The 26,605-nt window shown below is 45.6% G+C and carries 28 protein-coding genes; 5 read left to right on the plus strand and 23 right to left on the minus strand.

Features of this window, described 5'->3' with window-relative positions; genetic code table 11:
- Positions 1-42 precede the first annotated feature (42 nt).
- Positions 43-1,656, plus strand: coding sequence for a PucR family transcriptional regulator (locus J2Z65_RS00880; RefSeq protein WP_167056452.1), 1,614 nt, complete (start codon positions 43-45; stop codon positions 1,654-1,656).
- Here J2Z65_RS00880 and J2Z65_RS00885 read toward each other — a convergent pair.
- The 11 genes from J2Z65_RS00885 to J2Z65_RS00935 form a co-directional block, all read right to left on the minus strand.
- Positions 1,653-1,868 (minus strand): hypothetical protein, encoded by a 216-nt coding sequence (locus J2Z65_RS00885; RefSeq protein WP_167056450.1) that lies wholly within the window; start codon positions 1,866-1,868, stop codon positions 1,653-1,655. The genes J2Z65_RS00880 and J2Z65_RS00885 overlap by 4 nt on opposite strands.
- On the minus strand, positions 1,861-3,303 hold the full coding sequence (hydA, locus tag J2Z65_RS00890; protein WP_167056447.1) for a dihydropyrimidinase: 1,443 nt from the start codon (positions 3,301-3,303) through the stop codon (positions 1,861-1,863). The genes J2Z65_RS00885 and hydA overlap by 8 nt, the downstream gene beginning before the upstream one ends.
- Before the next feature lie 2 nt (positions 3,304-3,305).
- Positions 3,306-4,598: an NAD-dependent dihydropyrimidine dehydrogenase subunit PreA gene (gene preA, locus J2Z65_RS00895; protein ID WP_167056444.1), complete on the minus strand. Its 1,293-nt coding sequence runs from the start codon at positions 4,596-4,598 to the stop codon at positions 3,306-3,308.
- Positions 4,599-4,639: 41 nt separating this feature from the next.
- Positions 4,640-6,004, minus strand: a complete 1,365-nt coding sequence (locus tag J2Z65_RS00900; RefSeq protein ID WP_167056441.1) for an NAD(P)-dependent oxidoreductase — start codon at positions 6,002-6,004, stop codon at positions 4,640-4,642.
- 34 nt (positions 6,005-6,038) lie between these two features.
- Positions 6,039-7,313: a M20 family metallo-hydrolase gene (locus tag J2Z65_RS00905; protein WP_420850808.1), complete on the minus strand. Its 1,275-nt coding sequence runs from the start codon at positions 7,311-7,313 to the stop codon at positions 6,039-6,041.
- A 3-nt stretch (positions 7,314-7,316) separates the two neighbouring features.
- A complete protein-coding gene (locus J2Z65_RS00910) occupies positions 7,317-8,693 on the minus strand; it encodes an aspartate aminotransferase family protein (protein WP_240159629.1) in 1,377 nt (458 codons plus the stop codon).
- 104 nt (positions 8,694-8,797) lie between these two features.
- The gene (locus J2Z65_RS00915; RefSeq protein ID WP_167056434.1) at positions 8,798-9,601 is read right to left on the minus strand and encodes an ABC transporter ATP-binding protein; all 804 of its coding nucleotides are present in this window, start codon (positions 9,599-9,601) and stop codon (positions 8,798-8,800) included.
- A 275-nt stretch (positions 9,602-9,876) separates the two neighbouring features.
- Positions 9,877-10,800, minus strand: coding sequence for a S66 peptidase family protein (locus J2Z65_RS00920; protein WP_167056431.1), 924 nt, complete (start codon positions 10,798-10,800; stop codon positions 9,877-9,879).
- Positions 10,801-10,889: 89 nt separating this feature from the next.
- Positions 10,890-11,810, minus strand: a complete 921-nt coding sequence (locus J2Z65_RS00925; protein WP_338111647.1) for a tyrosine-type recombinase/integrase — start codon at positions 11,808-11,810, stop codon at positions 10,890-10,892.
- Between the two features lie 127 nt (positions 11,811-11,937).
- Positions 11,938-12,192 (minus strand): YolD-like family protein, encoded by a 255-nt coding sequence (locus J2Z65_RS00930; RefSeq protein ID WP_167056429.1) that lies wholly within the window; start codon positions 12,190-12,192, stop codon positions 11,938-11,940.
- Between the two features lie 22 nt (positions 12,193-12,214).
- Positions 12,215-12,418: a YwbE family protein gene (locus J2Z65_RS00935; protein WP_167056426.1), complete on the minus strand. Its 204-nt coding sequence runs from the start codon at positions 12,416-12,418 to the stop codon at positions 12,215-12,217.
- A gap of 160 nt (positions 12,419-12,578) precedes the next feature.
- Between J2Z65_RS00935 and J2Z65_RS00940 the strand changes: the two genes are divergently transcribed.
- The 3 genes from J2Z65_RS00940 to J2Z65_RS00950 all read left to right on the plus strand — a co-directional run bounded on the left by J2Z65_RS00940 (position 12,579) and on the right by J2Z65_RS00950 (position 14,861).
- On the plus strand, positions 12,579-13,319 hold the full coding sequence (locus tag J2Z65_RS00940) for a YqjF family protein (protein ID WP_167056424.1): 741 nt from the start codon (positions 12,579-12,581) through the stop codon (positions 13,317-13,319).
- A 258-nt stretch (positions 13,320-13,577) separates the two neighbouring features.
- On the plus strand, positions 13,578-14,441 hold the full coding sequence (locus tag J2Z65_RS00945; protein WP_167056421.1) for an AraC family transcriptional regulator: 864 nt from the start codon (positions 13,578-13,580) through the stop codon (positions 14,439-14,441).
- A 138-nt stretch (positions 14,442-14,579) separates the two neighbouring features.
- On the plus strand, positions 14,580-14,861 hold the full coding sequence (locus tag J2Z65_RS00950) for a hypothetical protein (RefSeq protein WP_167056418.1): 282 nt from the start codon (positions 14,580-14,582) through the stop codon (positions 14,859-14,861).
- 139 nt (positions 14,862-15,000) lie between these two features.
- Here J2Z65_RS00950 and J2Z65_RS00955 read toward each other — a convergent pair whose 3' ends face one another.
- The 7 genes from J2Z65_RS00955 to J2Z65_RS00985 all read right to left on the minus strand — a co-directional run bounded on the left by J2Z65_RS00955 (position 15,001) and on the right by J2Z65_RS00985 (position 20,336).
- Positions 15,001-15,669, minus strand: coding sequence for a DUF3892 domain-containing protein (locus J2Z65_RS00955; protein ID WP_167056415.1), 669 nt, complete (start codon positions 15,667-15,669; stop codon positions 15,001-15,003).
- A gap of 75 nt (positions 15,670-15,744) precedes the next feature.
- Positions 15,745-16,587 (minus strand): ABC transporter permease, encoded by an 843-nt coding sequence (locus J2Z65_RS00960; RefSeq protein ID WP_167056412.1) that lies wholly within the window; start codon positions 16,585-16,587, stop codon positions 15,745-15,747.
- A complete protein-coding gene (locus J2Z65_RS00965; protein WP_167056409.1) occupies positions 16,571-17,374 on the minus strand; it encodes an ABC transporter permease in 804 nt (267 codons plus the stop codon). The genes J2Z65_RS00960 and J2Z65_RS00965 overlap by 17 nt, the downstream gene beginning before the upstream one ends.
- On the minus strand, positions 17,349-18,368 hold the full coding sequence (locus tag J2Z65_RS00970; RefSeq protein ID WP_167056406.1) for an ABC transporter ATP-binding protein: 1,020 nt from the start codon (positions 18,366-18,368) through the stop codon (positions 17,349-17,351). Before J2Z65_RS00970 ends, J2Z65_RS00965 begins: the two co-directional genes overlap by 26 nt.
- Before the next feature lie 230 nt (positions 18,369-18,598).
- The gene (locus J2Z65_RS00975; RefSeq protein WP_167056403.1) at positions 18,599-18,859 is read right to left on the minus strand and encodes a hypothetical protein; all 261 of its coding nucleotides are present in this window, start codon (positions 18,857-18,859) and stop codon (positions 18,599-18,601) included.
- Positions 18,860-18,946: 87 nt separating this feature from the next.
- The gene (gene rsiV / locus J2Z65_RS00980) at positions 18,947-19,825 is read right to left on the minus strand and encodes an anti-sigma-V factor RsiV (protein WP_167056401.1); all 879 of its coding nucleotides are present in this window, start codon (positions 19,823-19,825) and stop codon (positions 18,947-18,949) included.
- A gap of 1 nt (position 19,826) precedes the next feature.
- A complete protein-coding gene (locus tag J2Z65_RS00985; RefSeq protein WP_167056398.1) occupies positions 19,827-20,336 on the minus strand; it encodes an RNA polymerase sigma factor SigV in 510 nt (169 codons plus the stop codon).
- 198 nt (positions 20,337-20,534) lie between these two features.
- Here J2Z65_RS00985 and xerS point away from each other — a divergent pair, with 198 nt between their 5' ends.
- Positions 20,535-21,617 (plus strand): tyrosine recombinase XerS, encoded by a 1,083-nt coding sequence (gene xerS, locus J2Z65_RS00990; protein ID WP_167056395.1) that lies wholly within the window; start codon positions 20,535-20,537, stop codon positions 21,615-21,617.
- Between the two features lie 3 nt (positions 21,618-21,620).
- On the opposite strand, the gene mgrA is transcribed toward xerS, so the two are convergent.
- The 5 genes from mgrA to J2Z65_RS01015 all read right to left on the minus strand — a co-directional run bounded on the left by mgrA (position 21,621) and on the right by J2Z65_RS01015 (position 26,523).
- On the minus strand, positions 21,621-22,610 hold the full coding sequence (mgrA, locus tag J2Z65_RS00995; protein ID WP_167056392.1) for an L-glyceraldehyde 3-phosphate reductase: 990 nt from the start codon (positions 22,608-22,610) through the stop codon (positions 21,621-21,623).
- Between the two features lie 517 nt (positions 22,611-23,127).
- Positions 23,128-24,180 carry a phosphotransferase gene (locus J2Z65_RS01000; RefSeq protein WP_167056389.1) on the minus strand — a complete coding sequence of 351 codons (1,053 nt, stop codon included), beginning with the start codon at positions 24,178-24,180 and terminating at the stop codon, positions 23,128-23,130.
- 13 nt (positions 24,181-24,193) lie between these two features.
- Positions 24,194-24,700 (minus strand): ADP-heptose synthase, encoded by a 507-nt coding sequence (locus tag J2Z65_RS01005; protein ID WP_167056386.1) that lies wholly within the window; start codon positions 24,698-24,700, stop codon positions 24,194-24,196.
- A gap of 167 nt (positions 24,701-24,867) precedes the next feature.
- A complete protein-coding gene (locus J2Z65_RS01010) occupies positions 24,868-25,461 on the minus strand; it encodes a ribonuclease H-like YkuK family protein (RefSeq protein ID WP_244999130.1) in 594 nt (197 codons plus the stop codon).
- A 108-nt stretch (positions 25,462-25,569) separates the two neighbouring features.
- Positions 25,570-26,523: a C40 family peptidase gene (locus J2Z65_RS01015; protein ID WP_209855648.1), complete on the minus strand. Its 954-nt coding sequence runs from the start codon at positions 26,521-26,523 to the stop codon at positions 25,570-25,572.
- Positions 26,524-26,605 lie beyond the last annotated feature (82 nt).

Genomic DNA, 26,605 nt, shown 5'->3' on the forward strand with positions numbered 1-26,605 from the left:
GCTCTTATGTGAACTTCTTTAACACAAAGGCGGTGGATGGAAATGGTTCAGACACTATTGCTATTAACCGTGAGAGACATTTTGCAGCGCCCTTTGTTTCAAAACGCCGAAGCGATCGCCACTGAAGAAGCCTTAAACCGCACAGTTCGTTGGGTTCATATTATGGAAGTGCCTCAGGTGGGTGATTTATTGAATGGCAATGAACTGATCCTCAACACGGGGATTGGCTGGTATAATAATGAAGAACTAAGCCTATCCTTCCTCCAACAATTAATCAATAGCGGCGCATCCGGACTCTGTATTGAGCTGGGGACGTATACGAAGCATCCCCTCGAACGGATGAAAGAGCTTGCCTTGCGCGAACATTTTCCACTCATCTTTTTTCATGAACAAGTCCGTTATATTGATATCACTCAAGATTTGCATGCTTACTTCATTCATCAGCATTACAACATGGTGTCTGAGCTGGAAGCCCTCTCCAAGCAATTGAATCAACTGCTCCTTTCCGGGAGAGGTTTACAACCGCTCTTAAAGCTTCTACAACAAACAACGCAAGTGCAAGTCGCCTTTTTCCCATTCGGAGAGGAAGCTCGATTTATCCCGGAAATGCCGAAGGCAGAAGCAGACGCCTTTTATGAGAAATGGATATTCGGAGAAATCTTTCGCCAGCCTGATAGGAAAAGCAAGCTTGCACATCGCCCCATCTTAGCGTTAGAGCGCCTGTTTGCTGACCTGCTTTTATACGGAGAACAGGAATTAAGCGAATTCCAAATTCTTGCCTTGGACCGATTTGCAACCGCCATTGCGCAAGAAATGATGCGTACCGCCTACATGGAAGAGAAAAAACGGTACAAGCAAGATCTTTGGGTAACCGGCTGGCTCAGCGGAAAGCATACGCATCAAGATATCCGAGACTATATGCTTGCCCTAAAACCAGCCATTAAGCTCGACCGAGCCGTCGCATGTGTGTTTGACAACACTTCTGCCTTGCAAGGCGTGAACGATCATGAAACACATCTCCGACAAACACAAATGTTAGCTCGCTCCATTTTCGAAGGTGAAGGCTTCTATTCAGTTCCTGCTTTTTACGATTCTCATATCGTATTCGTCCTGCTCGATCAGTTGGGATCTGTGCCAATTCAAGATCGTATTTTAAAGGCCATCCAGCGCTTAAGGAAGACGGAGGTCATTCATGAATCGGGTCATTATCCCCCTATTTGGGGAATTGGCACAATCATACGTGATCCCTCGCTCCTTAAGGAAAGCTATGAAACCGCCTTGGATACGATTGAGATTCAGAAAGATAGCGGGATACGGGAGATGCCCTTCTATCACGAGCTGCATGTCAACAAAATCATGCTCACTATGAAGCAAAGCGGACGGCTAGCTGCTTTTATTGACGAATACCTCGGGAGCTTAGTCACATATGACATTGAGAAAAACGGCCAGCTTTTGAAGACATTGAAAATGTACTTAGCCTTAAGCGGATCCAAACAGGAAACAGCCAAAGAATTGTTTATCGTGAGGCAAACTTTATATCATCGTCTGGATAAAATAACACGGCTCTTAGGCGAAGATTTCATGCGCTCAGATAAAAGGATGGCCATCGAGCTGGCGCTTCACGGCTATGAATACTTGCATGGTGCCATCGGCTAGTTTTGCTCTTGCCCCTGCTTTATGAGCAGCGTGGCATAATACTTCCTCGCATTTGCTGTCGTCAGATGCAAGGTAGCCGTTTCACCGCCGGGGTGCTCGAGTTGAAGCCACGCGCCGCTCAAGTCTTCCTTCACTCCAACAATGTTGAACTTCTGAGCGACAAAACCATCCAACTTTTGCTTCTCTAGCATAAATTGTGCATGTTCAGACATGCGTCGCCCCCCTTTGATCTGCGGCAGATTGCTTTGAGTTTACTTGAACGGAAGAGGATGGGTACGTATTCCGCTTCACAAAACGACCACTGCCCGGTGCACCAACGAATTGTTTATCCCGGATCACGAACTCACCCCTTGACAGCACGGTGACTGGCTCGCCGGTAATTACAATCCCTTCAAACGGATTGTAATCAACATTCATATGATGTGTTTCCGCAGAAATGACGCGAGTTGCCTGTGGATCAAAAATAACGATATCCGCATCGCAGCCTACTGCAATCGTTCCTTTTTTAGGAAACAAACCAAACAATTTGGCGCTACGGGTAGACACGATATCTACGAACTGATTTAACGTAATTCGCCCCTTCAGGACGCCTTCCGAGAAAAGAATAGAGAATCGATCTTCAATGCAAGGGCCGCCATTCGGAATTTTGCTAAAATCACCTAGCCCCAATTCCTTCTGACCTTTGAAGTTAAAGGAACAGTGGTCGGAGCCTAAAGTCTGTAGCTGTCCGTTTTTAAGAGCCGTCCACAGCGCATCTTGATGAACCTGAGGACGCAAAGGAGGCGACCATACATATTTAGCCCCTTCAAAATTCGGCTTTTCTAGATAAGTCTGATCCAGCAATAAATACTGCGGACATGTTTCTCCCCAAACATCGATTCCTTGGTTTCGCGCTTCGGCAATTTGCTGAACCGCTTCTTCACAAGTCACATGAACGACATAGAGCTGCGAATTTGCCAAAGCGGTAAGCTTGGCTGCACGTCCCGTCGCTTCCCCTTCAATCAAGGAGGGGCGCGTCAGCGCGTGATAAATTGGCTCCGTGTTCCCCGCTTCTAGCGCTTCCTTGATCAAATACTCAATGACGTCGCCGTTTTCAGCATGAACCATTACGAGCGCACCGTGTCGCTTGGCTTCTAGTAATGTACGGTACAGCGTACCGTCGTCGGCTTGAAAAACATTTTTGTAGGCCATAAATACTTTGAGCGAGGTTATTCCCTCTTCGTGTATCATTTTGGGCAGCTCAGCCAACACATCATCGTTGATTTCAGCGATCATTAAGTGAAAACTGTAGTCAATTACAGCCTTGCCCTCCGCTTTGTTATGCCAGGTTTGAACGGACTGACTTAGTGGAACACCTTTATTCGTCAAACAAAAATCAATGATCGTCGTCGTCCCTCCGAACGCTGCTGCCTTCGTCCCCGTTTCGAAATCGTCAGCTGTGACCGTCCCGCCAAAAGGCATCTCCAGATGCGTATGGGGATCAATTCCACCTGGGAAAACATAATGCCCCTGCGCATCGATGATATCAGCGCCTTCGACCTCAAGATTTAGACCAATTTGCACGATGATTCCGTTCTCAATCCGTATGTCCGCCTGATATTGATCTGAGGCCGTCACGATTGTACCGTTCCTAATGAGTTTGGCCATAGTTATACAGCCTCCTTTTTGTTGGAATTACCTTCCGACAACTTGGCAATTGCCTCTTGCCTTTCATTCCAGGTCATCGGCGGTTCGGTAGCTGCAAGCTCAACCATAGAGATCGCTCCTTCTACCGGACATACAATGGCGCATAAATTGCAGCCCACGCAATCTTCTTCACGCACTTGTAAATATGACTGTCCATTCTCGCCGGTCAGCATCTCAATACACTGGTGGGACGTATCCTCGCAGGCGATATGACACTTATTGCAGTTAATGCAAGTGTCGTTGTCAATTCGGGCTACGACGGCATAGTTTAAATCCAAATTGCCCCAATCCGAATAGCGGGGAACGGATTTCCCGATCAGCTCCGTGACGCTGGCAAGCCCTTTTTCATCCAAATAGTTGTTTAAGCCGTCGATCATATCCTCGACAATTCGAAAGCCATGATGCATGGCGGCTGTACACACTTGCACGCCCGTAGCGCCCATCAACATAAATTCAACGGCATCGCGCCAATTGGATATACCGCCAATCCCGGAAATTGGAATACCAACCTCCGGATTTCGCGCACAATCCGCAACCATATGCAAGGCAATCGGCTTCACGGCCGGGCCGCAGTAGCCGCCATGAGAGCCCTTCCCGCCCACATGAGGGATCGTATTCCACGTATCGATATCGACGCCAGCCAGCGAATTGATTGTATTGATCAAAGAGATCGCATCGGCCCCGCCTCGAACGGCCGCCTTCGCCGTGCTCGTGATGTCCGTAATATTTGGCGTAAGCTTCACGATAACCGGCGTCTTCGCCGCTTCCTTCGCCCACATCGTTTGTGCCTCGACAAGATCGGGCTGCTGCCCTGAGGCTGAGCCCATACCGCGCTCGGCCATCCCATGCGGGCAGCCAAAGTTTAGTTCAAGTCCGTCCACACCGACGGCCTCGACCTTTTTGACAATTTCATGCCACTTTTCACGTTTGGGCTCGACCATAAGGGAGACAACGAGCGCATGATTCGGAAAGCGCTTCTTGGTATCATAAATCTCTTTTAGATTGACCTCAAGCGGACGGTCCGTTATCAATTCAATATTGTTGAATCCGGCAACGCGCTGTCCATTAAAATGAACGGCTGCAAACCGTGAGGATGTATTAATAATCGGATCGCCAAGCGTTTTCCATACCGCTCCGCCCCACCCGGCTTCGAAAGCGCGCTGGACTTGGTAGCCTGTATTGGTCGGAGGTGCCGATGCCAACCAAAAAGGGTTTGGTGACGAAATGCCTGCTAGATTGATGCGTAAATCTGCCATGCTGTATCCCTCCATTGTGATTAACTATTACTAACCTGTTATTAGGCAGACTCATTTTGTACGTTAACCAAATGTTGGTAAATGGCGTAAGCCGCTTGCTTCCCCTGCTGTGCCGCCGAGACAACCATTGCCTCACCCTGTCCCTCTCCGAAAATGACATCGCCTGCTGCAAACACTTTGGGATTCGAGGTTTGACCTGTTTGAGGATTCACCGTCACTGTCCCGCGGACATGAGCTAGTTCAAATTGATCAATCAGAGATTCATATCGCGTTTGCCCGATCGCTTTGATCACTGCATCAATGTGTATGACAAATTCAGAGCCAGCTATGGGAACAGGCCGCCTGCGCCCAGCTTCAACATCAATAAGCTCCATCCGCAGGCATTCTAAAGCCATAACATTGCCTTTCTCATTGCCAATGATCCGTTTCGGAGCGGTAAGCCACTTGAATTCGACGCCATCCTGCTTGGCGAAATCAAACTCAAAATCGTATGCCGTCATTTCTTCTTGTGTTCGCCGGTAAACGATTTGCACTTGTTCAGCGCCAAGCCTTACCGAGCAAGTTGCTGCATCAATCGCTGTATTCCCCGCGCCGATAACCGCGACGCGCTTGCCGATCAGGTTAGTATCGAGATCCGAACCGGTTTTCGTTGCTTCTACGAAATCAATAGCATCAAAGACACCTGATAATCCTTCACCTTCAATACCGAGCATCGGCACTTTCGACATGCCAACCGCAAGTACAACTGCGTCATAATTCTGCAGGAGCTCCTCTGCTTTTATATCCACGCCGACTCGCGTGTTCATCCGGAAGTCCACGCCTAGCTGGCGAATCTGCTCCACTTCCCAGAGTGAAATGTCCTGCGGCAAGCGAAAAGAGACGATGCCATACGTATCCAGACCTCCCGCTTGTGCCTTCGCCTCGAATACCGTCACTTTGAATCCAAAGCGGGCAAGCTCTCGGGCTGCCGATAGGCCGGCAGGCCCGCTACCAATGACGGCTGCGGATTTCCCATTGTCTGCTCCCGCCTTGAATAGCAGCTGCTCATTCTTCATCGCCCAGTCTGTCGCATAACGCTGCAGCTGTCCGATCAGAATAGGCTTGGACGAATGATTAAGCACGCAAGCCCCTTCGCAGAGCTCCTCCGTCGGGCATACCCTCGAGCACGTGGCACCAACCGGATTTGCTTCCATAATGGTGCGCGCAGCTCCCTTGAGGTTACCGGAGGCAATTTTTTTGATAAACGAAGGAGTTTCAATGCCTGTCGGACACGCGCGTATGCATGGAGCATCATAACAAAACAAACATCGATTCGATTCCTCGATCGCTTCTTTCGGCTTCATACCCGCTTTAACTTCAGCGAAATTGCGCTTCAAATCCGTTAGCGAAATAAATGATGTCCCCATTTGCCACACCTCCGCATGTATGTATAGGCTTTAATCAAGCCTGCGATCCCGTCTTCTCCAAGGCAATGCGACGCGCTGTCCGGTACAAAAGCTCGGTACCCAATGTGATATCTTCCGGAGTCGCATATTCCTTTGGATTGTGGCTGATTCCCTCCAGGCATCGAACGAAAATCATCCCGTAATCGCACACATAGGACATTGCTAGCGAATCATGAAAGGGACCGCTCATAAGCTCTGGCGGAGAAATTCCCATTGCACCTGCTTCCTCGCGCAAGCTTTCCATGATCCAACCTGCGCAATAGCGAGGCTCACTGTTCGTATCCTCACGAATGGTATAGGTAAGGCCATGTTCCCTTGAAACATTCTCGATGACACTTAATAATTCGGTTTCGAGCGCATTACGACGCGATAAGTCAATATCACGTAAGTCAATCGTGAAAGATACTTTTTCCGGGATGATGTTACGGGAATCGGGAAAAACAGTAAGAGATCCCACCGTTCCTACCGTTGGAGCTCCAGGCACCTGCTGAACAAGCTCATTGAGTGCGACGATGATTTTGGCGCTCCCGAGAAGCGCATCACGACGCATCGACATCGGCACCGAGCCGGCATGACCGGCGAAGCCAGTCATTTCAACCGTGAGCCATAACGGCCCTGAGATGCCCGTCACGATGCCAATTGGAGCATCCAGCGATTCGAGAATCGGTCCTTGCTCGATGTGTAGTTCCAGAAATGTTCCGATTCGTCCTTGTTGAAACACATAGTCCTCGAAATCAGCAGGGTTGCAGCCAAACTGCATTAATGCTTCACGGCGGGTAATGCCATTTTTATCTGTCCGTTCGAGCTCATTTGCTTCCAGCTTACCTGTCATACCGCGGACACCGAACAAACCTTTATTGAAACGGCACCCTTCCTCATCGCAGAACGCCACCACTTCGATATCGCACTCTGGCGTTATGCCTGAATCCACCAGACTTTGAACAACCTCTATCGCGCCTAATACGCCAATTGCGCCATCGAACCGCCCGCCATAAGGCTGCGAGTCAATATGTGAGCCTAGCATAAGGCCCGGGGCGTCCGGATTATTTCCTTTCAATCTCCCTATGAGATTGGCAAACGGATCGATGTGCGCTTCCATTCCAGCTTCTTCCATCCAGGCTTTCACAAGCTCCACGCCTTCTCGATCTTCTTTAGAAAGCGCCAACCGGCAAACGCCTGTTTCTCCGATTTTTCCAATTTGTGCGAGTTCTTGAATATGCTGATGCAAGCGTGCAGCGTTTATTTGTATCCGAGGTGGGGTAGACAAGATTCTTCATCCTTTCTCCTGATTGGCATCGAACACAGCTAGTAAAGTGTCTACGATAAATGTTATATCCTCATCTGTCGAGGAGAATGGCGGACTTAGCGTAAGTATGTTGGCGTAGCCAGGCACGGTATCGCCGTTTTTCCCGATCAATAGCCCTTTTTGCTTACAAGCAGCTATGATTTTCATCACGCGCTCTGCCGTTGCCGGCTGCTTTGTCTTCACATCTTCAACAAGCTCGATGCCCAGTGCCGAACCGAATATCCGGATCTCTCCAATATGCGGATGCTCCAGCAATGGCTTCAAGCCGTCCTTAAAAGCGTTTCCGATTTCAGATGAGCGTGCCACCAAATTTTCACTTTCCAGGATCTCAATATTTTTCAAAGCAACAACACACGAAACCGGATTACCTCCAAAGGTGTTAATATGCCGCAAATGGCTTGTCGGTTCCTGATTGTTTCTAAAGGATTCATACAATTCAGCCGAAACTGCCGTCGCCGATAACGGTGAGTACGCGCTAGTCATACCTTTGGCCATCGTGACAATATCTGGTCTCACACCATAATTGAGATGACCGAATTTCTCGCCGGAACGGCCAAACCCGCATATCACTTCATCCACAATGAGCAAAACCTCATACTTATCACATATGCGGCGAACTGTCTTCAAATACTCGTCCGGCGGAACAATCATGCCGCCTCCCGTAATTACAGGCTCCATAATGACGCCGGCAATGGAGTCTGCACCTTCCCAAACGATGGCATCTTCGATAGCCTTGGCGCATTGCAAGCTGCATTTCCCTTGCGTTTGACCGAAAGGACAGCGATAACAGTATGGCGGCGGAACATGCTGGAACCCGACGCCAAGGGGTTCGTATTTCAGCTTGCGCTGCGCTTGCCCCGTCGCCCCTAAAGCACCCATTGAATTGCCATGATAGGCGCGATGCCGTGAAATGAACTTATGCTTCGTCGGCTTGCCATTCTGATGGTAGTATTGCCTGGCAACTTTGAATGCTACTTCATTCGCATCCGACCCCGAGTTGGAGAAAAAGATTCGATAGTCGCCATCCAGCCATTCATTGATTTTAGCCGCTAGCTCGATAGCCGGGATATGGGATTGCACCATAGTCGAATATGCGAGTTTCATCATCTGTTCCGCGGCTGCTTCAGCAATTTCCTTTCTCCCATGCCCCACATTGACGCACCATAAGCCGGACATGCCGTCCAGATAACGATTGCCCCCCACATCCGTCACCCAACTTCCTTCACCGGAAGCAATAATCATAGGATTTTCGTTATGTGCCGACATATGGTGCCAGACATATTTGCGGTCTTTCTCCAGCAGCTCCTCGTAAGATGGCAAATCACCCATTTCTTCACTCCGCATAAACAGCCCTCCTCTCCTGGTACATTTGCAAAATTATCTCCTATATTATTTCTATGTGATTATAGAGGAAGACATCCCTTGGCACAGAGGTTAATTGTTCTTTTTCATACATCCTTGTGAGATTGCCCCTGGAACAAGCTGGTTTGTATAGCAGTGGAAATCAGATGAAATTGATCCGATTCCCGTGTATGTAAGGTTCGTTCCTCTCCAAGTCCAACGTGATGAATGGAATGAACGCGTCCGGGCTTTGCGGTTAATACAATGATTCGATCGGATAGAAATACAGCTTCAGATAAGTTATCGGTAACGAAAACAATCGTTTTATTCATTTTTTTCTTAATTTCAAACAGTTCGAATTGCAGCTTATCCTTCGTGAAATCATCCAATGCTGAGAAGGGTTCATCCATAAATAAAATAGGCGGATCCAACGATAACGCGCGTGCAATTGCGACTCTTTGCTGTATGCCGCCGCTTACTTGCCATGGGTAATAATCTTTAAACTTCGTTAGACCAACCGTTTCAAGCAGCTGATCTACTTTACTTCTATATTCAGAGCGATTTTGGCCCAATACCTCAAGCGGGAGCTCAACATTCTCTTGTACGGTTCTCCATTCAAATAATGTCGGATGTTGCAAGACAATTCCAAACTTCCTGCGCAAGCGCACTTCTCGCGGATGCTCCTTCTCGATTAGAATTTGACCGCTGGACGGCTGCAGCATGTCTGCCATTAACCGCAGCAGCGTTGATTTGCCGCAGTCTGCTGGACCTAGCAAGCATATGAATTCATTTCGGTGCACATCGAACGTGATGTCTTGTAGGACGGTTACTTGCTTCCCCTTTTTTCCGAACACCATGCTAACGCCATTCAATGATATTTCCACCTTTTGCTGGGAAAGTTCTGAATTCATCCTGCTCCTCCTCAACTTGCCCATATCAGCGCGTTACATTAGAGTCATTTAAAATTACTATATATGTTATATTATATAACGTATGAAAAGATTTACATTATACAAAGTGTTCCGATATTAGATGCCCCACTTGACAAAGTGTAAAATATTACTCTTGATATCAAATAACCCTGTCTCGCATGGGAGTCAGGGTTATCATGCATACATTACATAATTCATATTATGTAAACAAATTTTCATGCAGCAATTCGTATTTCTTCTCTGCATAATTTTTATTACACTTTAACTGTCGGTTCAAGTACAGTAAACGTGTTATTGTAAGTATCTAGATCTGCAACTGCACCGATCGGAACTGCTGCTTTGTAGTAACCATGAGCCGTATTTAAGTTAGTCATAAGCGGTTTACCTAGGGGATACAATAACCCGTTGATCAAATCATCATATGACGTCCCGTACGAAATAGAGCAATTCGTGCATTGGCCCATTACGATACCTTGGCAGTCTCGAAATTTCCCAGCCATGATCAATTGCGTCAAATACCGATAAATCGTGTTCGAAGGTTCATGTGTCTCTTCAATGACGATAATTTTTCCCGAAGTATTGATTTCATAAGGTGTGCCCAGCGAGCCCACGAATGAGGTGAGGTTCCCCCCCACTATCGGCCCCCGCACATGGCCGGGAATCAAACTTTTCAGCTGAATCCCCGGTGGATTCTGAATGGCTCTCGTTCTTGTTACAGTCGATGTAGCTGCAAAAAATTGATTAAAGCTATACGCGGGCGTGTTCGCGTTAAAATCAATTAAAAGCAAGCTTTGGAATGTAATTAAGTTTGAGAATTGATTGAGTATATTTAATAAAATAGTGATGTCGCTGTAACCTGATACAATCTTCGGATTTCTGTTAATCGCTTGATAATCTAGATAGGGTAAAATGTCTCTGACCCCTGTGCCTCCCCTTGTCGGAAGTATCATTTTCACGGTCGGATTATAAATCATCGTCATAAAATCTTCTGCGCGCTGTTGAGCGGAAGCAGCAACAATTCCATCGTAAGAATAAGCATATTTCCCCACTGTGACATTAAAACCCATATCCTCTAGCGTTCTAATTCTTTCGTCAATGATGGTCGCGTCAAGCGGACTTCCCAACGTAACAATGCCAATGGTGTCTCCGCCTTTTAAGATAGGGGGTTGTATGGCCATAAGGATGCCTCCTGCCAAGACCTTGTACTGCTAAGGTTTTATACTCTCTGTTGCCTTATATGCGCCGTCCGAGCAAAATATGACCTTAGTTAGATCCCCATTCCTACCGGAATAAACGCTGTCACCCGATTCATTGCCTCCTGCTTTTGTTTATCAGCGACATGTGTGTAGATTTGTGTTGTTTGGATGCTGGCATGTCCCAGTAATTCCTGTAAAGTGCGAATATCCGTCCCCGCCAAAACCTGCATGGTGGCAAACGTATGCCTCAACTTATGGCTTGAGATCGACTTTCCTTGGAGTTCAGCATAATGCTTCTTCAATTCTTCGAAATGTTTCTCCGCAATCGTTTGAATCATGCGAATGCTGATCCGACGCCCAAATTGAGATACGAAGAAAGGCTGCTCCCCCTTGCCACGCGATTCCAACCGCTCCGTCAGCGCCTTGTTCAGCACTTTTACCAATTCATCAGGCAATGGAATTAGCCGCCATTTCCTCCCCTTTCCATATACCAGTAGTGATCTGGTCGTTTGGTTAAAGTCGGAGGTATTTAGTCGATGCAGCTCACTTACCCGCAGTCCCGCGTAACTCATCAACAGAAACATAGCAACATTCCGAACTTGATATTTCCCTTCAATTGACTGTAGAAAAACCGACAGCAACTGCTCACTAAGGAACGTTGGAATGTGATTTTTTTCTACCTTCGATTTCTTAATGTTGAGAGATGGATTATTGTGTGCCAATTGAAGCTCGATCAAGGCTGAGAAAAAAGTGCGTATTGATGACAGATATCGATTACGAGCTGCATCGCCTGCCCCACCCTGCCGCATTCTTGTCAAAAACCGCATAATATCGATCGCTTCTATAGCGGATAAAGATTTTTCTACGGAAGAAAGAAATAAGCGAACATCACCTAAATAAGCTTGCTGAGTTCGTTTGGTGAAACCTTGATCCTTCATCCAGGTATCAAACAGCTCTAAATAGTCGTCATCATACTCCAGTACTTGTCCCACTTAAGATCTCTCCGTCCGTTACAATCTAAGTTGCGTTAAATATAGATTTAGTGCAATTTTTTTGGCAGAAAAAAACGGCACTTCAGCACATTTTCCTTGGTTGGAATCCGTGCCTGGCCGCCAGCCTTTAATCTCTTGGGTATTCGACTTTCATAATATCCATAAAGGGAACTTTATCTACTTCGCCGCTGCTTGTAGTGATATGTACACGTCCTGTGCGTGAGTCCATCGTTGTAATGAGTCCGCGTACATGTTCTTCACGCCCCCACACCGTAAGCACGATCTCTGAGTTTTCCATCTTTGCTTCGGATAATTGATTCCCGATCTCTTCCAAAACAAACTCATCTCGGGTCGGTCTTTTTGCTACTTTCGCCTTTGCCATTCTCGCTCCCCCTGCGTCCTCTTCACCTTGCCGGTGATAAAATTTCTTTAACCCTACCCACTTGTCCATCAGTTAATCTAACTTTTATACCATGAGGATGTGTCGGTGAATTCGTTAGCAAGTCTTTTACAATTCCACGCGTTAGTTTTCCGCTCCGCTGGTCCTGCTTTAACACGATATTGACTTCGATTCCCGGCACGACATCTTTACGATTTTGCCCATTCATGCTGTGTGAGTCGCCTGCTTTCTTAACAGATTGTGCTTTATTATACCATAATTTCTCCTCAATCCCCACTTATGTGCTAACAATGGCGAGCCCCTTTACAACTAGCTGGCTAACTCATACGATGATTGTTATAAATACTTCAATTAAAGGAGCTTCGACTATGAGTCGTCCATGGCCTCATCTTGCAAAACCCTGGATCATGCATCAAATTTGGAACGATCTGTTATTCGCTCACTGGTCTGTCCCCGTCAAAATAATAAGAGAACATGTCCCTGCTCACATTCCGATCGATACCTTTGAAGGGACCGCTTGGTTAGGCGTAGTTCCTTTTCATATGTCAGGCGTTACATTCAGAGGCATTCCTGCGTTGCCCTATTTCTCATCTTTTCCCGAAATCAATGTCCGAACCTATGTAACCATTGATGGTAAACCAGGCGTTTATTTTTTCAGCCTAGACGCCCACAACAAATTCGCTGTTGAAACAGCACGCTCTTTTTTTCATCTTCCGTATTTTTATACCAAAATAGAAGTTAAGGAACTACCAAAAGACACTATCCGCTACCATAGTGTTCGACAGGATCCTCGCGCTCGACAAGGTGAGTTTTTAGCTGAATACCTACCCACCTCCCCTACTCGGCTAGCTATGCCCGGAACTTTAGAATACTGGCTGACGGAGCGTTACTGCCTCTATTGTCAGGATCGCCGCGGAAACATTTATCGGGGAGAAATCGATCATGAGCCATGGCCGTTGCAATCTGCTGAGGCTAACATCATCATCAATACACTGCCTCATTCTTTTGGGATTAACCTTCCAGAACACTCTCCTGTTTTACATTTTGCCAAACAGTTAAAAGTAAAAATATGGGCACTTGAAAAGCTCGAGGGCACTTTCAACACCTAAAAGCATGCCGAATACACATCCGAATTTGATTAATGACATTAATAATTAACCGTATTAATTCATATGAACAATAAGAATCGCTAGCATCAACCTTACATGATTTGCTAGCGATATCGTCATCGTCGTCTCTACCTTCTAATTTATTCGACAACATGGTTTCCATGGATGTATTATTCAGATACAATAAAATTAATTAACATCATTAATTTCATGTTTGATCAACGATAACACGGAGTTATGACGGAGGGAATATACGAAATGCCAAAATTCATGGACTATATGATCAGTCCTTACCCGCTTCGGATCATCACGCTGCCGATCGAATCCAGCAAGCTAAAACTGCAATCATTAAATATTTTAAACGTTGGGCATCTGCCAGGACGTATATCCTTTCGACATCAATCAACCTTCTCCAAATGGGCTTTTATTTACCTTTCCGGAGGCAAAGGCTCCTATCAAGCAAACGATGGGCCAGTACAACTTGTGGAAAGCGGTAGTTTACTCTTCTTGCGGCCAGGAGTCGTTTATAATTACGGTCCGGACCAGGACGGCTATTGGGATGAATACTATTTCACTTTCGAAGGTACTCGAATCGAGGAATGGCTTGGCAGTTGGTTGACGAATGTCGATGAAGCGAAGCAAGTCGGAGATGAGGACGCCACACAACTCAACCGGATCGAGCGCATCTTCATGCTGATGGAAAGTGGTTTGCCCGATAATATCGATCGCGCCGCGCTGCTGATGGAAACCTTGCTCTTTGAATTTATGTTGAAAGCTCAGGCAACGGCCGAAACGACGAAAACGCAGCAGGTCATCGATATCATGGACGATCTCGGTGACTCCCTCTTCAAGCCTTTCGACGCGAAGAGTATCGCTAAACGCCACCATATCTCGATTTCGACTCTCCGCAGAGTTGTTAGCGAATATACAGGTTATCCGCTCAACGCTTATATCAACCGTTTGAAAATAGCCGAAGCAAAAAACATTTTGTTAAATACAGACGATACCGTTAAGGAAGTAGCGGATTCCTTGGGGTTTAAAGATGTGTTTTACTTTTCTCGATTATTCAAAAAATACGTCGGAATGTCTCCGCTTATTTACCGAAACAATATGCAGTTGTAATTTTGTTAACATAATATTATTTATGTTAACATTGTGCGATCTTTTTTTCAAAATGAGTGCTTCGTCCTAGTACGACTTGTCATCGAGCTACATATGATAAAGCAGTAGTAAATCTTCCCAATGGGGAGGTGAATCCAAATGACACTCGCACTTACAGGATGGATGCTCTACGCAATGTTTGCAGTTCTTGGTTTTATGGGCCTAAGCTTCTTATTCAACTTCTACAAATCCCTTAAAGCCGGTTCGTTCTCCAGTTCTTTATTTCTTCCTTTTTTGAAAGACTTACTGTATTATGTGTTCCCATTATTTATGCTTTCCAACATGATGTCCCTTGACCCTACAGGCTTCTTAATGCTAATTGGTTATTATCTTGGCGCACTCGGAGTCGTACTCAAATATTTGGAGAGCTTTAAAAAATGATTTGTAACCGCATTCAAATAATGCTAATATATGGCTCCTTCGAGAGCCAGAAGCTGCCATGCTTTCATGGCGGCTTTTTTTATGCTTCCTTTTCATGAAAAAGCAGCTTGCGCCAAGGCAAGCTGCTTGATCCTTCCTTTTAAAACCGCGGTAAATTGGATAAATTGTTGCTCGGGTCTCCATCCGGGTAAGACCTTAGCGTCTTTTCCCCTTCACGATTTCTTCCCGTATTCACATCTTCAATTAATCCAGCCTCGGTCATCTCAATTGCGTTTGCAATATCCACTACTCTGCCATCTTGGAATTGGACTGCACTGATGCCGCCATTTCCATAATGTACGGCTTGAATTATCGCCTTATTCGGATCAATGGTATGGGGACCAGCGCCATATTGGGTACCGTCTCTCATAAAAGTCCCGTACTGCGTGGGCTGACCGTTTGGACCATAGCCTGTAAATCCGCCTTGGAAACCTACATTTCGTGCATCGGCATGATTGATTCCTGTATTTCGCTGACCATATGGAGCATTCATGTTCCCGGAAGAACCTGCAACAGGCATTCCGCCCTGGTAGGTCTGGTATTGATTTTGATCGTTACGAGCTTGCGGCATAAAAGTTTGTTGACTGGTTGGTTGATACGTCTGTTGACTGGTTGGTTGATACGTTTGTTGATACATCTGTTGATACGTCTGTTGTTGCGTTGGTTGATACGTCGGTTGTTGCGTTGACTGATATGTTGGTTGCATCATACCGAAAGATTGGCTTTGCATATTCGGATTCGGTTCTTGACCACGTCGGCGTCTCGACATTACTATTGACTCCTTTGTTTTCGTAATATGGCTGCCACCTAACTAGCATGCGCCACACGAACGTATCCTATGCCTTTAACGACGCAGTCCCATCATATTCCCGGAGGCATATCTTCGAAGGCCTCCATAAAACAGGCTTATTCCACCGATGCAAAGAAAAAGTGTCACGCCAATGGCGCCTAAGATAAACGGTATGTTCGCTTCACGTATTAATCCGATCGGCAAGTAACTTATAAAGCCTGCTGGCAGTACGGTAAATAGAACAATTTTGCCTAGACCACGGAAAATGCTGGTTGGGTAAGTTGTAAATGTAAGGAGTGCATTAAACAATTGAAAACTAAGCCCTTCCGTGCTGCCCAACCAAAAAGCAAGACAGTTCACAATAACGGTGAAAAATAAAAAAATCAGCGTCGATAACACCATCGCCAGCCCATATTTAATAAAACCTAACCCCGATTTATCACCGAACGCGATATAGATCAAGAATGCGAAGAGTACGTCGCCAATGGCACTAACAGACATTCTGCTTATAAGCACATGCAGTAAAACGGGTTTTGGCTGCGTTAAATAAATATCCAGCTGTCCTGTTGCAATTAGATTCGATATCCGCATCGCATTGCCAAAGAAAGTGGCCATCATACCGAATCCTCCGGCTGCTATCGCCCACAGCATCATCACATCCTGAAGCTCCCACCCATTTAAGACTTGGAACCGGCCAAAATAGATTCCCCAAAATACAATCCAAACCACATTATTAATGATCATCATGCCGGCAGTGAGGAAAAAGCTCATGCGAAACTCCATTGCCCCTGCCAGATTCAACTTCCAGCACTCCCAGACAAATCGAAGCAAGCGTTTGAACTTGCCCGGCTGACCGAATTCACTAATAGGTTCAATGCTGCTATCCGCCGTTAACATTGAGTTTTTTCACTCCTTTCCGATACACAAGTGAGACGAAAATGCCAATCACAAGCATCCAGATCAATTGCGTCGCAAGCACGCCTGCCAAGTTGGACATATCAAAAGCGACTGTTGTTTTAGCCGGTAGATACACAATAGCCTGAAATGGAAGCCAATGACCTATTCGCTGAAGAACGTCAGGGAATATCTCCAGTGGCATTAGCATCCCGCCGATGGTAAACAGAAATTTGTTGTACACGAATTCCAACCCCCTTGTCTCCTCCACCCAGAAAGCACAGAGCGCCAAAACCATATTTAACAAAAAATTGACAGTGAAGCCACACAGTGCAATGAGTGGAAGCCACATCAAACCATAGCCGAAATGCGGCGGACCTATGATTGTCAGTCCCAAGATCGTACCAAGGACTGCATTAACCATAAAACGAACTACAACTTCACTCATGTATTCTACATAGTGAAACACGACAAAATTAACAGGTCGAACAAATTTAAAAACGATATCTCCGCTTTTTACTTCTTCCTCGACGCGTGTGCATAAGCTGGGACAAGCGAGTATCATGGACTCCGTAATGACCAGATACCACATAATCTGCTTAAAGCTATATCCGGCAATCGTTTCTGTTCCTTCACCCTTAAACGTCGTCTGCCATAACTGAAGAAAAATATACAGAATCAAGAGCAGGAACAACGAGCGGATAAGGAAATCTGCTACGTATGCAAGTTGATTACGCAGTGTGATTTTGCTGATAAAAGCATATTTAACCGATTTGCTCAAGGAGTTCATGTTCCTTCCCTCCCTTGCCGTAGTCCCCGTACATGCGCGTAATGATCTCCTCCATCGGCGGGTCTTCTACGGTAACGTCGACAATCCGATGGGCTGCCATGATCTGGGACAGCGCCGCTTCAATCGTGGTGACCCCCGTATCAACCGATAGAGAAAGACTGGCTCCAGTCTTTTCCATCACAGCCACACCTTCGAGCTCCATCGCTCTTGGCTCCTCTTCAAGTACAAGGCGTACCGTCTTATGGGTCATGAAGCGCTGCTTCATCACATGAACGCGATCATCGAAGACGATGCGTCCATGATTAATGACAATGGCTCTGTCACAAAGCCGCTCAATATCGCCTGCATCATGAGAGGTGAGGAAGATCGTGGTGCCTTCTTCGCGTTTTAATTCTAAAATGAGCTCTCGAATGCGTTGTTTCACGACAACATCTAACCCAATGGTCGGTTCATCTAGAAATAACACTTGAGGACGGTGCAGCAAGGAGGCGGCAATTTCACAACGCATCCGCTCGCCTAGGGAAAGCTTCCGAACCGGCGTGTGCAAATAAGGGCCAAGCTCAAATCGCTCGATCAGATCGTCACGACGCCTGATATAGTCACTTCGCCGCAACTCATATATCCTGCTCATCAGCTCAAAGGTATCGGTTGGCGGCAGATGATACCACAACTGAGACTTTTGCCCGAAAACAGAGCCAATCCGATAACTGAGCTTGTTACGCTCTTTCCACGGACAACAACCAAGCACTTCCGCTTCGCCGGTTGAAGGATGTAGTATCCCCGTCAACATCTTGATCGTTGTTGATTTCCCTGCTCCATTCGGCCCTAGAAAGGCGAGTGTTTCCCCTTGCTCCGCAGAGAATGTGATGCCCTCAACGGCTGACTTTTCCGCATATTGAGGCCTCATCAGTGCTTTCACGCTGCCCAAAAATCCTTCCTCTTTTTTCTTAATACGAAATGATTTCCCTAACTGCTGAGCACGTATCGATATCATCCATGTCCACCGTCCTTTCATCCACTGCAGCAAAAAAGACCTCTCGGTCCGTTTCGCCTATGCAGGCGGAACTTTCCGAAGGTCTTTTATCCCTTACGGTGTAACACGACTTGATCCGTGTCGGCTTCGCTTGGTTCGCCATCCGCGTGGATTCGGATCCCTAGAAGCCCTTCCGTTTATTTTCCACATCTTAACACATCATGTCATGTACAGACAATACTTTTTTGCCATCAATTTTCAGACTGCTGCAGGGAGTTAAGCTCCTGTTTGAGCACAGCTGATTTCTGCTGAGCATCCTTAATTTGGGTTTGAAGCTGCTGAATTTCCTCCTCCGCTTCCGAAAGTGCGGCCGCAGTAGCCTGCGAGTGAAGCTCCTGAGCTACCTGCAAGGTCTGTTCAGCAGCTTGCTCCGCTTTTTGCGCAAACTGTTTAATTTGTTCAATGTTTTGCTTATTATCATCCTGACCTTGTTGTTGTTCTTGTTGTGGCATAAAGGAACCCCCTGCTCGAATTTTCCATACAGGATTAATTTTAGTAAAATGAGCCGATCTTATTCCTCAGATTAACATCGGCATGGCTTACCGGAGATATTCGTCTTTGTTGACCAATAGATCGGATAACACACTTGTCGGAATGATGAATTCCGGAACGCCCATGTAACCGGGAGCGACTTCGTACTTTTGGAACGAAATCACGAGCTGACCGCTGGCATTCAAATAAAAGTTTTGATCTTTTTTTATTTTCTCAAATAATTCGCTCATTTGCGTCGCGGCACCTTGGACCCAATAAATCTTTTGCGGATCTTTACTCATCTGATCCCTCATCTGTTCCTTGATGTTTTCGCTGATCACGTCGATATAACGTTCATCCTTGAACAAGCTTGGAAGAGTGATCAGGATTTCCTTCTTTTTATCAATCGTATCAAATTTGAATGTCGTTGAGGAGGATCCCACGGTGTTGACAACGTATCTTCCAACGGACAAAATGCGATCTGTATCGGTTTTCACCACATAGCCGCTGTTAACGCCTAAATGCCCTCCGGTGCCTTCCGCCTTCATCTTTTCCATATCGGACATGAAATCACTGTAAAGCTTTTTACTTTCTGCAAGGTATTTCTGATTCAACTCTTCTTCCAGGCTCTTATTCTGCATATCCGTAATCGCCGGCACTTCCAACTTTGCTTCATAGGTTTGACCTTCAAACTTATATTCCCTAAAGGTGAGCACTTTAATTAGGTTTCCAACCAGCGGTACCTCTGACAAAGCATGAGCAAAAACTGGACTTGTATTAACGCTTGCTACTAAAATAACTGCCGCAGCCGCTGCTGCTGTTAACCATTTAAGACTGCTTTTCTTTTTTGTATGTCGTTTGATCGCTTTTGTCACAATAAAATCAAGCTCTTTTGGGATCGGGATATCCCTATATTGTTGCTTCATCTCTTCTAATTTCCTATCCATCTTAGAGTACCTCCTCTAGATTATCATCGGTCATTCGAATTCGGAGCAGTCGCAGCGCCTGATAAATACGAGTTTTGATGGTTGAAATATTTTCGTTTAAAACTTCTGCGATTTCATCGATTTTAAGATCTTCAAAATATCTAAGTGTGATGACGCTCCGATACATGGCCGGCAGTTCATCGAGCGCCTTTTCCAGATCCATATTGGCATATACATCTTCAGTGCCAGGATCCATCGCTTCTAGCATCGTTTCATCCACGACCTGCATTTTCTTCTGTTTCCGTAAGAAATCTAGTGAGGTGTTCACGACAATTCGATAAAACCAACTTTTGATCGACGCCGTGCTTTTCAATGTTTCCACTGAAGCAAAAGCCTTATGGATGGCCTCCTGTACGATATCAAGCGCATCCTCCTGATTTTTCACATAGCTGTATGCCAAGCGGTAAACGTGTTCTTTATGTTCTGTTATACAGGAAATTACCAATTTCTCCAGATTCGCATTAATGGTCATGAGTATAAAGACGCTCCTTTTGTTACGCGCGTATTAAAATGTGTCTTCTATGAGGTAGGACGTACAAGTGCGCCGAAAAGTTTGGATCTAGTCATCATAACATATGGTGCAAGAGCTCAGAGTCATCCTTCTTCTACCAATTTCTTTCTCTCACTGCTATACTTACAGCATGCAGACGTAAAAGAGGTGACTAAAGCTATGAACATCATTAAAGTCAAAGACCGACATGAATTAGAAAAAAGAATTCCCTCCATGCCCTGGTATATAGAGAAATTTATCAATTACAAGCTGCCCGATCTTTCCCCTTCTTCGTTACTGGAGTACGTACGGGATTATGAAATATTCCTCTCTTGGCTGCTTGCCGAAGGACTTAGCACTGCAACGTCCATGAACCAAGTTCCATTGGAAGATTTAGAGAAGCTTCATATGGACAGCGTCGATAACTTCCGCATGTTCCTTGCTACACGGAAAGAACAAGCCAACGTTAAGACAACCATTAATCGAAAGTTATCTGCACTTCGTTCGCTGTTTCACTATTTAAGCCAAATCGCCGAAGATGAGAATTTCTACCCGTTACTGAAGCGTAATGTCATGGCCAAAGTGGAAATTAAGCGGTCTCACAGGCCAAAGGATAGTGCCGCCAAGCTGGAAGGGAAGTTGCTGCAGGAAGAGGAAATTTCCCAGTTCATCGACTATGTTCAGAACGGTTACGAGCATGATGTCGCTTCAAACAAACAAGCCATTTACTCCTATGAACGCAATAAAATTAGGGATATCTGCATCATTACGTTAATTCTGAATTCCGGGCTGCGCGTGTCCGAGGTTTTCAATTTAAATGTGGATGATATTGATCTCAAGAAAAAACTAACCCATGTGTATCGCAAGGGGAAAAACGATGATACGTTCAAAACCCCTGTATACTTCCGTCAAGATGCTATTCAAGCGCTAACAGACTATCTAGCCATTCGTCAAACGCAGTATAAACCGATCAAAAAAGAAAAAGCCCTCTTCCTTGCCATCGCAAATGGCAAAAAAGAAGGCGTTCGTATGACCAAGAGGGCCATACAAGAGCTTGTGATCAAATACGCGAAGCGATTCGGCAAGCCCTACTTGTCCGTTCACAAACTGCGGCACTCGTTCGCCACAGATTACTACTTACAGAACGATTTGTACAAAACGCAAGAGCAGCTTGGACATGCCTCACCAGAAACGACGCAAATCTATGCGCATCTTACGGATCGAACAATGTCCGAAGCGATTGATAAACGTTTGGAATCCTGAAGCTTACTTCAGGATTTTTTCGATTTGTTCCAACTCTTCCGGAGCGAACTCCAGATTTTTCAGAGCGGCTACGTTTTCCTCAATTTGCGACACACGGCTCGCACCGATCAGCGCTGAAGTGACGCGTCCGCCGCGAAGCACCCAAGCCAGAGCCATTTGCGCTAAGCTTTGACCACGGCTTGAAGCCAACTCGTTTAGCTGAATAATTTGGTTCAGCTTTTCTTCTGTGATGTCCTTTGTATTCAGGAATTGGCTTTTCCCGCCAGCACGTGAATCACTCGGAATACCACTCACATATTTGTTAGTCAACAAGCCTTGAGCAAGCGGACAAAACGCAATGCTACCCGCTCCGAATTCGTCCAGCACATCCTGCAGTCCACCCTCAATCCAGCGATTCAGCATGCTGTAGGAAGGTTGGTGAATCAGCAGTGGCGTCCCAAGACCTTTCAGAATTGTAGCCGCCTCTTTGGTCTGTTCTGCCGTATAATTGGAAAGACCAACATAAAGAGCTTTACCTTGACGAACAATTTGATCAAGCGCAGCCATTGTTTCTTCAAATGGCGTGTTTGGATCCGGTCTGTGCGAATAGAAAATATCCACGTACTCAAGTCCCATTCGTTTCAAGCTTTGATCCAAAGAGGACACTAAATATTTCTTGGAACCCCACTCCCCATAAGGACCTTCCCACATGTGGTAGCCCGCCTTCGTGGAAATGATCATTTCATCGCGGTAAGCGCCCAGGTCACTTTTCAGCACCTTACCGAACATTTCTTCAGCTGATCCCGGGGGAGGACCATAGTTATTCGCCAAATCAAAATGTGTAATCCCGAGGTCAAACGAGCGAAGCAGCATTGCCCGTCCATTTTCATGAATATCCAATCCGCCAAAATTGTGCCACAACCCTAACGAAATCGCTGGGAGCTTAAGTCCGGATTTACCGGAACGATTATATTTCATTTCTGCATAACGGGTTGGACTAGCTTGATAAACCATTGTGTTTCCTCCTTCAAATGTCCATAGAAAAACTTACCTTGTAAGCATCTATTCATATTTCACCAATTAATGGTTTCTTAGTACAGTATAGGCGAAGCTAGGCAACAAAAAAAGAGCTGAAAAAAACGTGTCTTACTCACCTAAAGGTTAGTATGCCTTCCATGGCGGCTTATCGCAAATAAAAAAACTGCCGAGTACCCCCCGGCAGCTTCAAGATTTACTTACATTTGCCACAGCCGCAATTACATTTGCGTTTTGGCTTATTAACTTCCTTTTTAGTAAGTAACGGTTTCGTTTTCGCATTCCCGCGTATTCCAGCACATCGTAAACAGTCCACAATACATTGATTACGGCCAACTACAAACAAACGTGTACATACATTCGTGCAAAAACGGGCACAATTCGGTATTGCGCGAAGATTTCCCGGATAAGCTCCTTTTGGCATACCACCAGCACCACCTTTTCCTTTGGTAGTATAGGGTATTCCCGTCGTGATACTTACGGTTGTACAGTTCAACTAGTCTAATTGCTTATTTTGTAAGCAGTGGACAAGTTCAAGGCTATGTTCCTGCAGCCATTTCGTTTTTTCAAATGTATTTTGAATGATATCAATCAGCACACCCTGCGGATCAACACCATCTGCATATCGTCCCAAGAAATGAATAAAGACATCCAGCCTCCGAAGTTCAATCAGCAAAGGCAGAACTTGAATCTCTGCATCTTTTAGCACAACCGACTGCTGGTATCCCTCAAAAAAAGCTGAGCAATTACGTTTTAACTCCGCTTTAGAAAGTGACGGATCAATCAGGTCCGACAAGCAGACCGCGATTTCCATAACGCGAAGATCCTTGGTTACGAACTCAAAATCAAGTACGGCAGTAACTCGTCCTTCCTCATCTACAAGCATGTTCGATCCGTTTATGTCCCCATGCACAAGTTGGTGAGGCAATTTTCGCAGTGACGGAATCGCTTGATATAACGCAGAAAATCGTTCAAAAATGTATTTTAGCTCCTCGCGCAGTGCAGCAAACGATTCCGGAGGGTACGTACAGAACTCATGAATCGCATCCGGTGTGCAGCGGGGATGAATATTCTCTATCTCATAGTACGGAGGATAAACAGGTTTTAGATCGACAGATACCGTTCCCAAAACGGCAGAAAGCTGACCGACAGCCGCTCCAAATTGTAACAATTGATGCGAATTCATCCACGTTGGATTCATACCATCTGTAAATGTAAACAAAGCCGCGAGCTTCCCTTGGCTGTCATCCAGCTGTACGACGGTTCCACCGTCCGGGAGCTCGACTGGCACTGGGATGCGATATGGCAATTGATTTTTGCGTTTATTTAGCGCCAAAAGAATGCGATGTTCAAAAATAATTTTGTCGATATCCCGATGTGTTTCATACAACCGCATGACGTAAGTGGTACCGGCCACCTCAACAAATCGCGTCGTATTATTCATTCCTCCCGTACCTATACGCATCGTCCAAGTTTGACCAGGAAACCAGTATGCAGGCAATAAGGCCAATTGCTCCTCAAGATCTTTTACACGCATAATTGTATTCATCCGCTCCCTTTCGCTAAACCTGATTGTCACCTTCTACCGCGAATTCGAAGTCCTCCACATCAAAGGCCTGAACAGGAATTTCTGCTTGGATCAACCTCTCAATAAATTCTAACTGATCCGTTAATAAAGCTGCTTGCTCCTTGATGGCAGTAAGAATTAACTCCGTCTCAATCGGGTCGAATTGCTCGCCATAGGCTTCGTTATCAATGGCAAACACAACCATTAAGGTCACATCTTCATTAATCGGAAGCGGAGGACTTTTCCGCCACGGAACGGCAAGCGCTTTTTCAATTTTTTTCTTATTAAAAGATTCCTCGAAAAATGCGATCAACTCACCAATCATTTGCTTAACGAAACCATCGTCTTCTTCCTCAAGCATGATGGGCTCGCTGCCAGCGTGAAGCTCATAAAGCTCTTGTATACTGGTATATGGGATAAGATACGTAACCGGCTGCCCCGGCAGCATCAACTGACCATGCACGGCGAGCATGACTGCCTCAATAATAAACGTTTTACTCATGTTCAATCATTCTCCTTTCTCTAAGGCTGCATCAGCATTTATTTCGCTAGTAAACGTTAGAAATCCTTTTTTCAAATGCAATTTGGATATAATACGCTCATTTAACAAAAAAACCGTCAGCTCTCGTGATCTCTGTGACCACGCTGAACAAACGGTTCAATCTCATCTTATAAACTGCCATCGATTACCTCACGATCCTCGTATAACGGAAGATAAGGTTTCTTTGAAAAACGATTCGCATAGGCCGATGCTACATAACAATCCGGTTTTATCACAGGAACCATGCCGACAGATTCTACTCGCCGCACCATCTCTTGGACGAATTTGGCCGTCCGGTTCTTAGTCTCATCATCACCAGCATCAATATGGATATACATATCGAAAGAGGCGCCTTGGTACAGATGAGGAAGAACAATATTCTCCATATCCTGTCGCTTAGCCTCGTCAAAGTACGTTGCGATCTCTTCACTGAGCGCAGTTTCCATCGAAAGCTTTTCTTTAATCGAATGTAATGCCCGATGGACAATCACTTGACGGTAGCACGCCCACGCTCCTTTTCCCATACGCTGGATAACTACACCTGTAATAAATTTAGTGTGGCCTGGGTGTACCTGACAATCCGTACCGATAATAAACTTGTAGATAGCTGCAGGGTCAAGTCGCATGAAATGCAAGATTCGCTCATGAACCGTATCCAAGTTTAGTCCTCTTTCCGTCGTGTTCCGAAATTCCAGTGGTTGGTTTGCCGTCGAAGGTTTCAAAGATAAGGTTCTTCCTTTCTCCTTAGAATCAGGAAGAAGCGGATGCTGGCCAACTGCATCCGCCCCTATCTATAGTATATGGCAAAAATCCTCTGATCGAACCATCACTTATCGTAAAACGCTTCCTCCATATAAAAAGCGATTTTCCCATTGCTTTCCATCAATCGTATCTACCCGAACACCACCGGATTCAATGGAGTACGTATGCAATATGCTTCCATTCCCCAAATAAAGCCCTACATGCGTGATCGGTTCCTTGAATACATTGATATTCGCATAATCTGAAGCTTTACTGCCTTTGTAGGAACTGAAGAACATCAAGTCGCCACGCTTTAATTTCGTCCAATCTGTGCTAACAGGTCCTAGGGAACGTACAAATTCACCTTGTGATGCTGAATCACTGGGTACCGAGAAACGTAAAGCGTCCCAGAACATCGTTTGCACGAAATCCGAGCAGTCGAAGGTGGTCGGGTCGTTTCGAGTGGAGCCAAACTCGTACGGTGTCCCTAAATAAACATTGCCTGCGGCAATCACCGCTTCGATCTCATCTGCAAGGGGTCTATTGGGAACCGACACCGAGAAATCCGTTACCATGTATTTGCTGCTTGTGCTTACGTAACCGCTTGTACCACTCGCGTCCTGAATTTTATACCAACTATCATTCACTTTATCTGTTACAAGAACTTCTTCTCCTTTACTCAGCATCCGAATCACTTTAGATCCGCTATCCGAAGATGGAAGTGTACGAAAGTTAACGCCATAAATGATTTCTGCATTGCTGATGACTTTTATGTATTTACTGTTCGTAGATACATAGCCGCTCACTCCTTGAGCATCCTTGACTTTGTACCAGTTCGTTGTGACATAATCCGTTACCGTGACAATTTCATTCGTTTTCAACATTCGGATGACATTGCTTGCCGTGTTCGGTTGATCTCTAAAACTTACCCCCGAAACGATCTGTGCCTTGGTCAAAACACTTTCGTCTGCTGAAATGGCCGCTGGTAAAACAAAAGTAAGCGCTAAAACAAGTATGCTAATAACCATCGCCCATTTTTTCATCGCCTCAAACACTCTCCAATGCTGTCATATTTTTCATTCATACCCTTATTATAGTTTCAGGGCGTGAATAGCGAATATAGGC

It is taken from the genome of Paenibacillus aceris, from assembly GCF_017874035.1.
Classification (GTDB): Bacteria; Bacillota; Bacilli; order Paenibacillales; family NBRC-103111; genus Paenibacillus_E; species Paenibacillus_E aceris.

Coding starts and splice junctions, on each gene's coding strand:
- J2Z65_RS00880 (WP_167056452.1), top strand. CDS start 43: ATGGTTCAGACACTATTGCTATTAACCGTGAGAGACATTTTGCAGCGC.
- J2Z65_RS00885 (WP_167056450.1), bottom strand. CDS start 1,868: ATGTCTGAACATGCACAATTTATGCTAGAGAAGCAAAAGTTGGATGGT.
- hydA (WP_167056447.1), bottom strand. CDS start 3,303: ATGGCCAAACTCATTAGGAACGGTACAATCGTGACGGCCTCAGATCAA.
- preA (WP_167056444.1), bottom strand. CDS start 4,598: ATGGCAGATTTACGCATCAATCTAGCAGGCATTTCGTCACCAAACCCT.
- J2Z65_RS00900 (WP_167056441.1), bottom strand. CDS start 6,004: ATGGGGACATCATTTATTTCGCTAACGGATTTGAAGCGCAATTTCGCT.
- J2Z65_RS00910 (WP_240159629.1), bottom strand. CDS start 8,693: ATGCGGAGTGAAGAAATGGGTGATTTGCCATCTTACGAGGAGCTGCTG.
- J2Z65_RS00915 (WP_167056434.1), bottom strand. CDS start 9,601: ATGAATTCAGAACTTTCCCAGCAAAAGGTGGAAATATCATTGAATGGC.
- J2Z65_RS00920 (WP_167056431.1), bottom strand. CDS start 10,800: ATGGCCATACAACCCCCTATCTTAAAAGGCGGAGACACCATTGGCATT.
- J2Z65_RS00930 (WP_167056429.1), bottom strand. CDS start 12,192: ATGGCAAAGGCGAAAGTAGCAAAAAGACCGACCCGAGATGAGTTTGTT.
- J2Z65_RS00935 (WP_167056426.1), bottom strand. CDS start 12,418: ATGAATGGGCAAAATCGTAAAGATGTCGTGCCGGGAATCGAAGTCAAT.
- J2Z65_RS00940 (WP_167056424.1), top strand. CDS start 12,579: ATGAGTCGTCCATGGCCTCATCTTGCAAAACCCTGGATCATGCATCAA.
- J2Z65_RS00945 (WP_167056421.1), top strand. CDS start 13,578: ATGCCAAAATTCATGGACTATATGATCAGTCCTTACCCGCTTCGGATC.
- J2Z65_RS00950 (WP_167056418.1), top strand. CDS start 14,580: ATGACACTCGCACTTACAGGATGGATGCTCTACGCAATGTTTGCAGTT.
- J2Z65_RS00955 (WP_167056415.1), bottom strand. CDS start 15,669: ATGTCGAGACGCCGACGTGGTCAAGAACCGAATCCGAATATGCAAAGC.
- J2Z65_RS00960 (WP_167056412.1), bottom strand. CDS start 16,587: ATGTTAACGGCGGATAGCAGCATTGAACCTATTAGTGAATTCGGTCAG.
- J2Z65_RS00965 (WP_167056409.1), bottom strand. CDS start 17,374: ATGAACTCCTTGAGCAAATCGGTTAAATATGCTTTTATCAGCAAAATC.
- J2Z65_RS00970 (WP_167056406.1), bottom strand. CDS start 18,368: ATGATATCGATACGTGCTCAGCAGTTAGGGAAATCATTTCGTATTAAG.
- J2Z65_RS00975 (WP_167056403.1), bottom strand. CDS start 18,859: ATGCCACAACAAGAACAACAACAAGGTCAGGATGATAATAAGCAAAAC.
- rsiV (WP_167056401.1), bottom strand. CDS start 19,825: ATGGATAGGAAATTAGAAGAGATGAAGCAACAATATAGGGATATCCCG.
- J2Z65_RS00985 (WP_167056398.1), bottom strand. CDS start 20,336: ATGACCATTAATGCGAATCTGGAGAAATTGGTAATTTCCTGTATAACA.
- xerS (WP_167056395.1), top strand. CDS start 20,535: ATGAACATCATTAAAGTCAAAGACCGACATGAATTAGAAAAAAGAATT.
- mgrA (WP_167056392.1), bottom strand. CDS start 22,610: ATGGTTTATCAAGCTAGTCCAACCCGTTATGCAGAAATGAAATATAAT.
- J2Z65_RS01000 (WP_167056389.1), bottom strand. CDS start 24,180: ATGAATACAATTATGCGTGTAAAAGATCTTGAGGAGCAATTGGCCTTA.
- J2Z65_RS01005 (WP_167056386.1), bottom strand. CDS start 24,700: ATGAGTAAAACGTTTATTATTGAGGCAGTCATGCTCGCCGTGCATGGT.
- J2Z65_RS01015 (WP_209855648.1), bottom strand. CDS start 26,523: ATGAAAAAATGGGCGATGGTTATTAGCATACTTGTTTTAGCGCTTACT.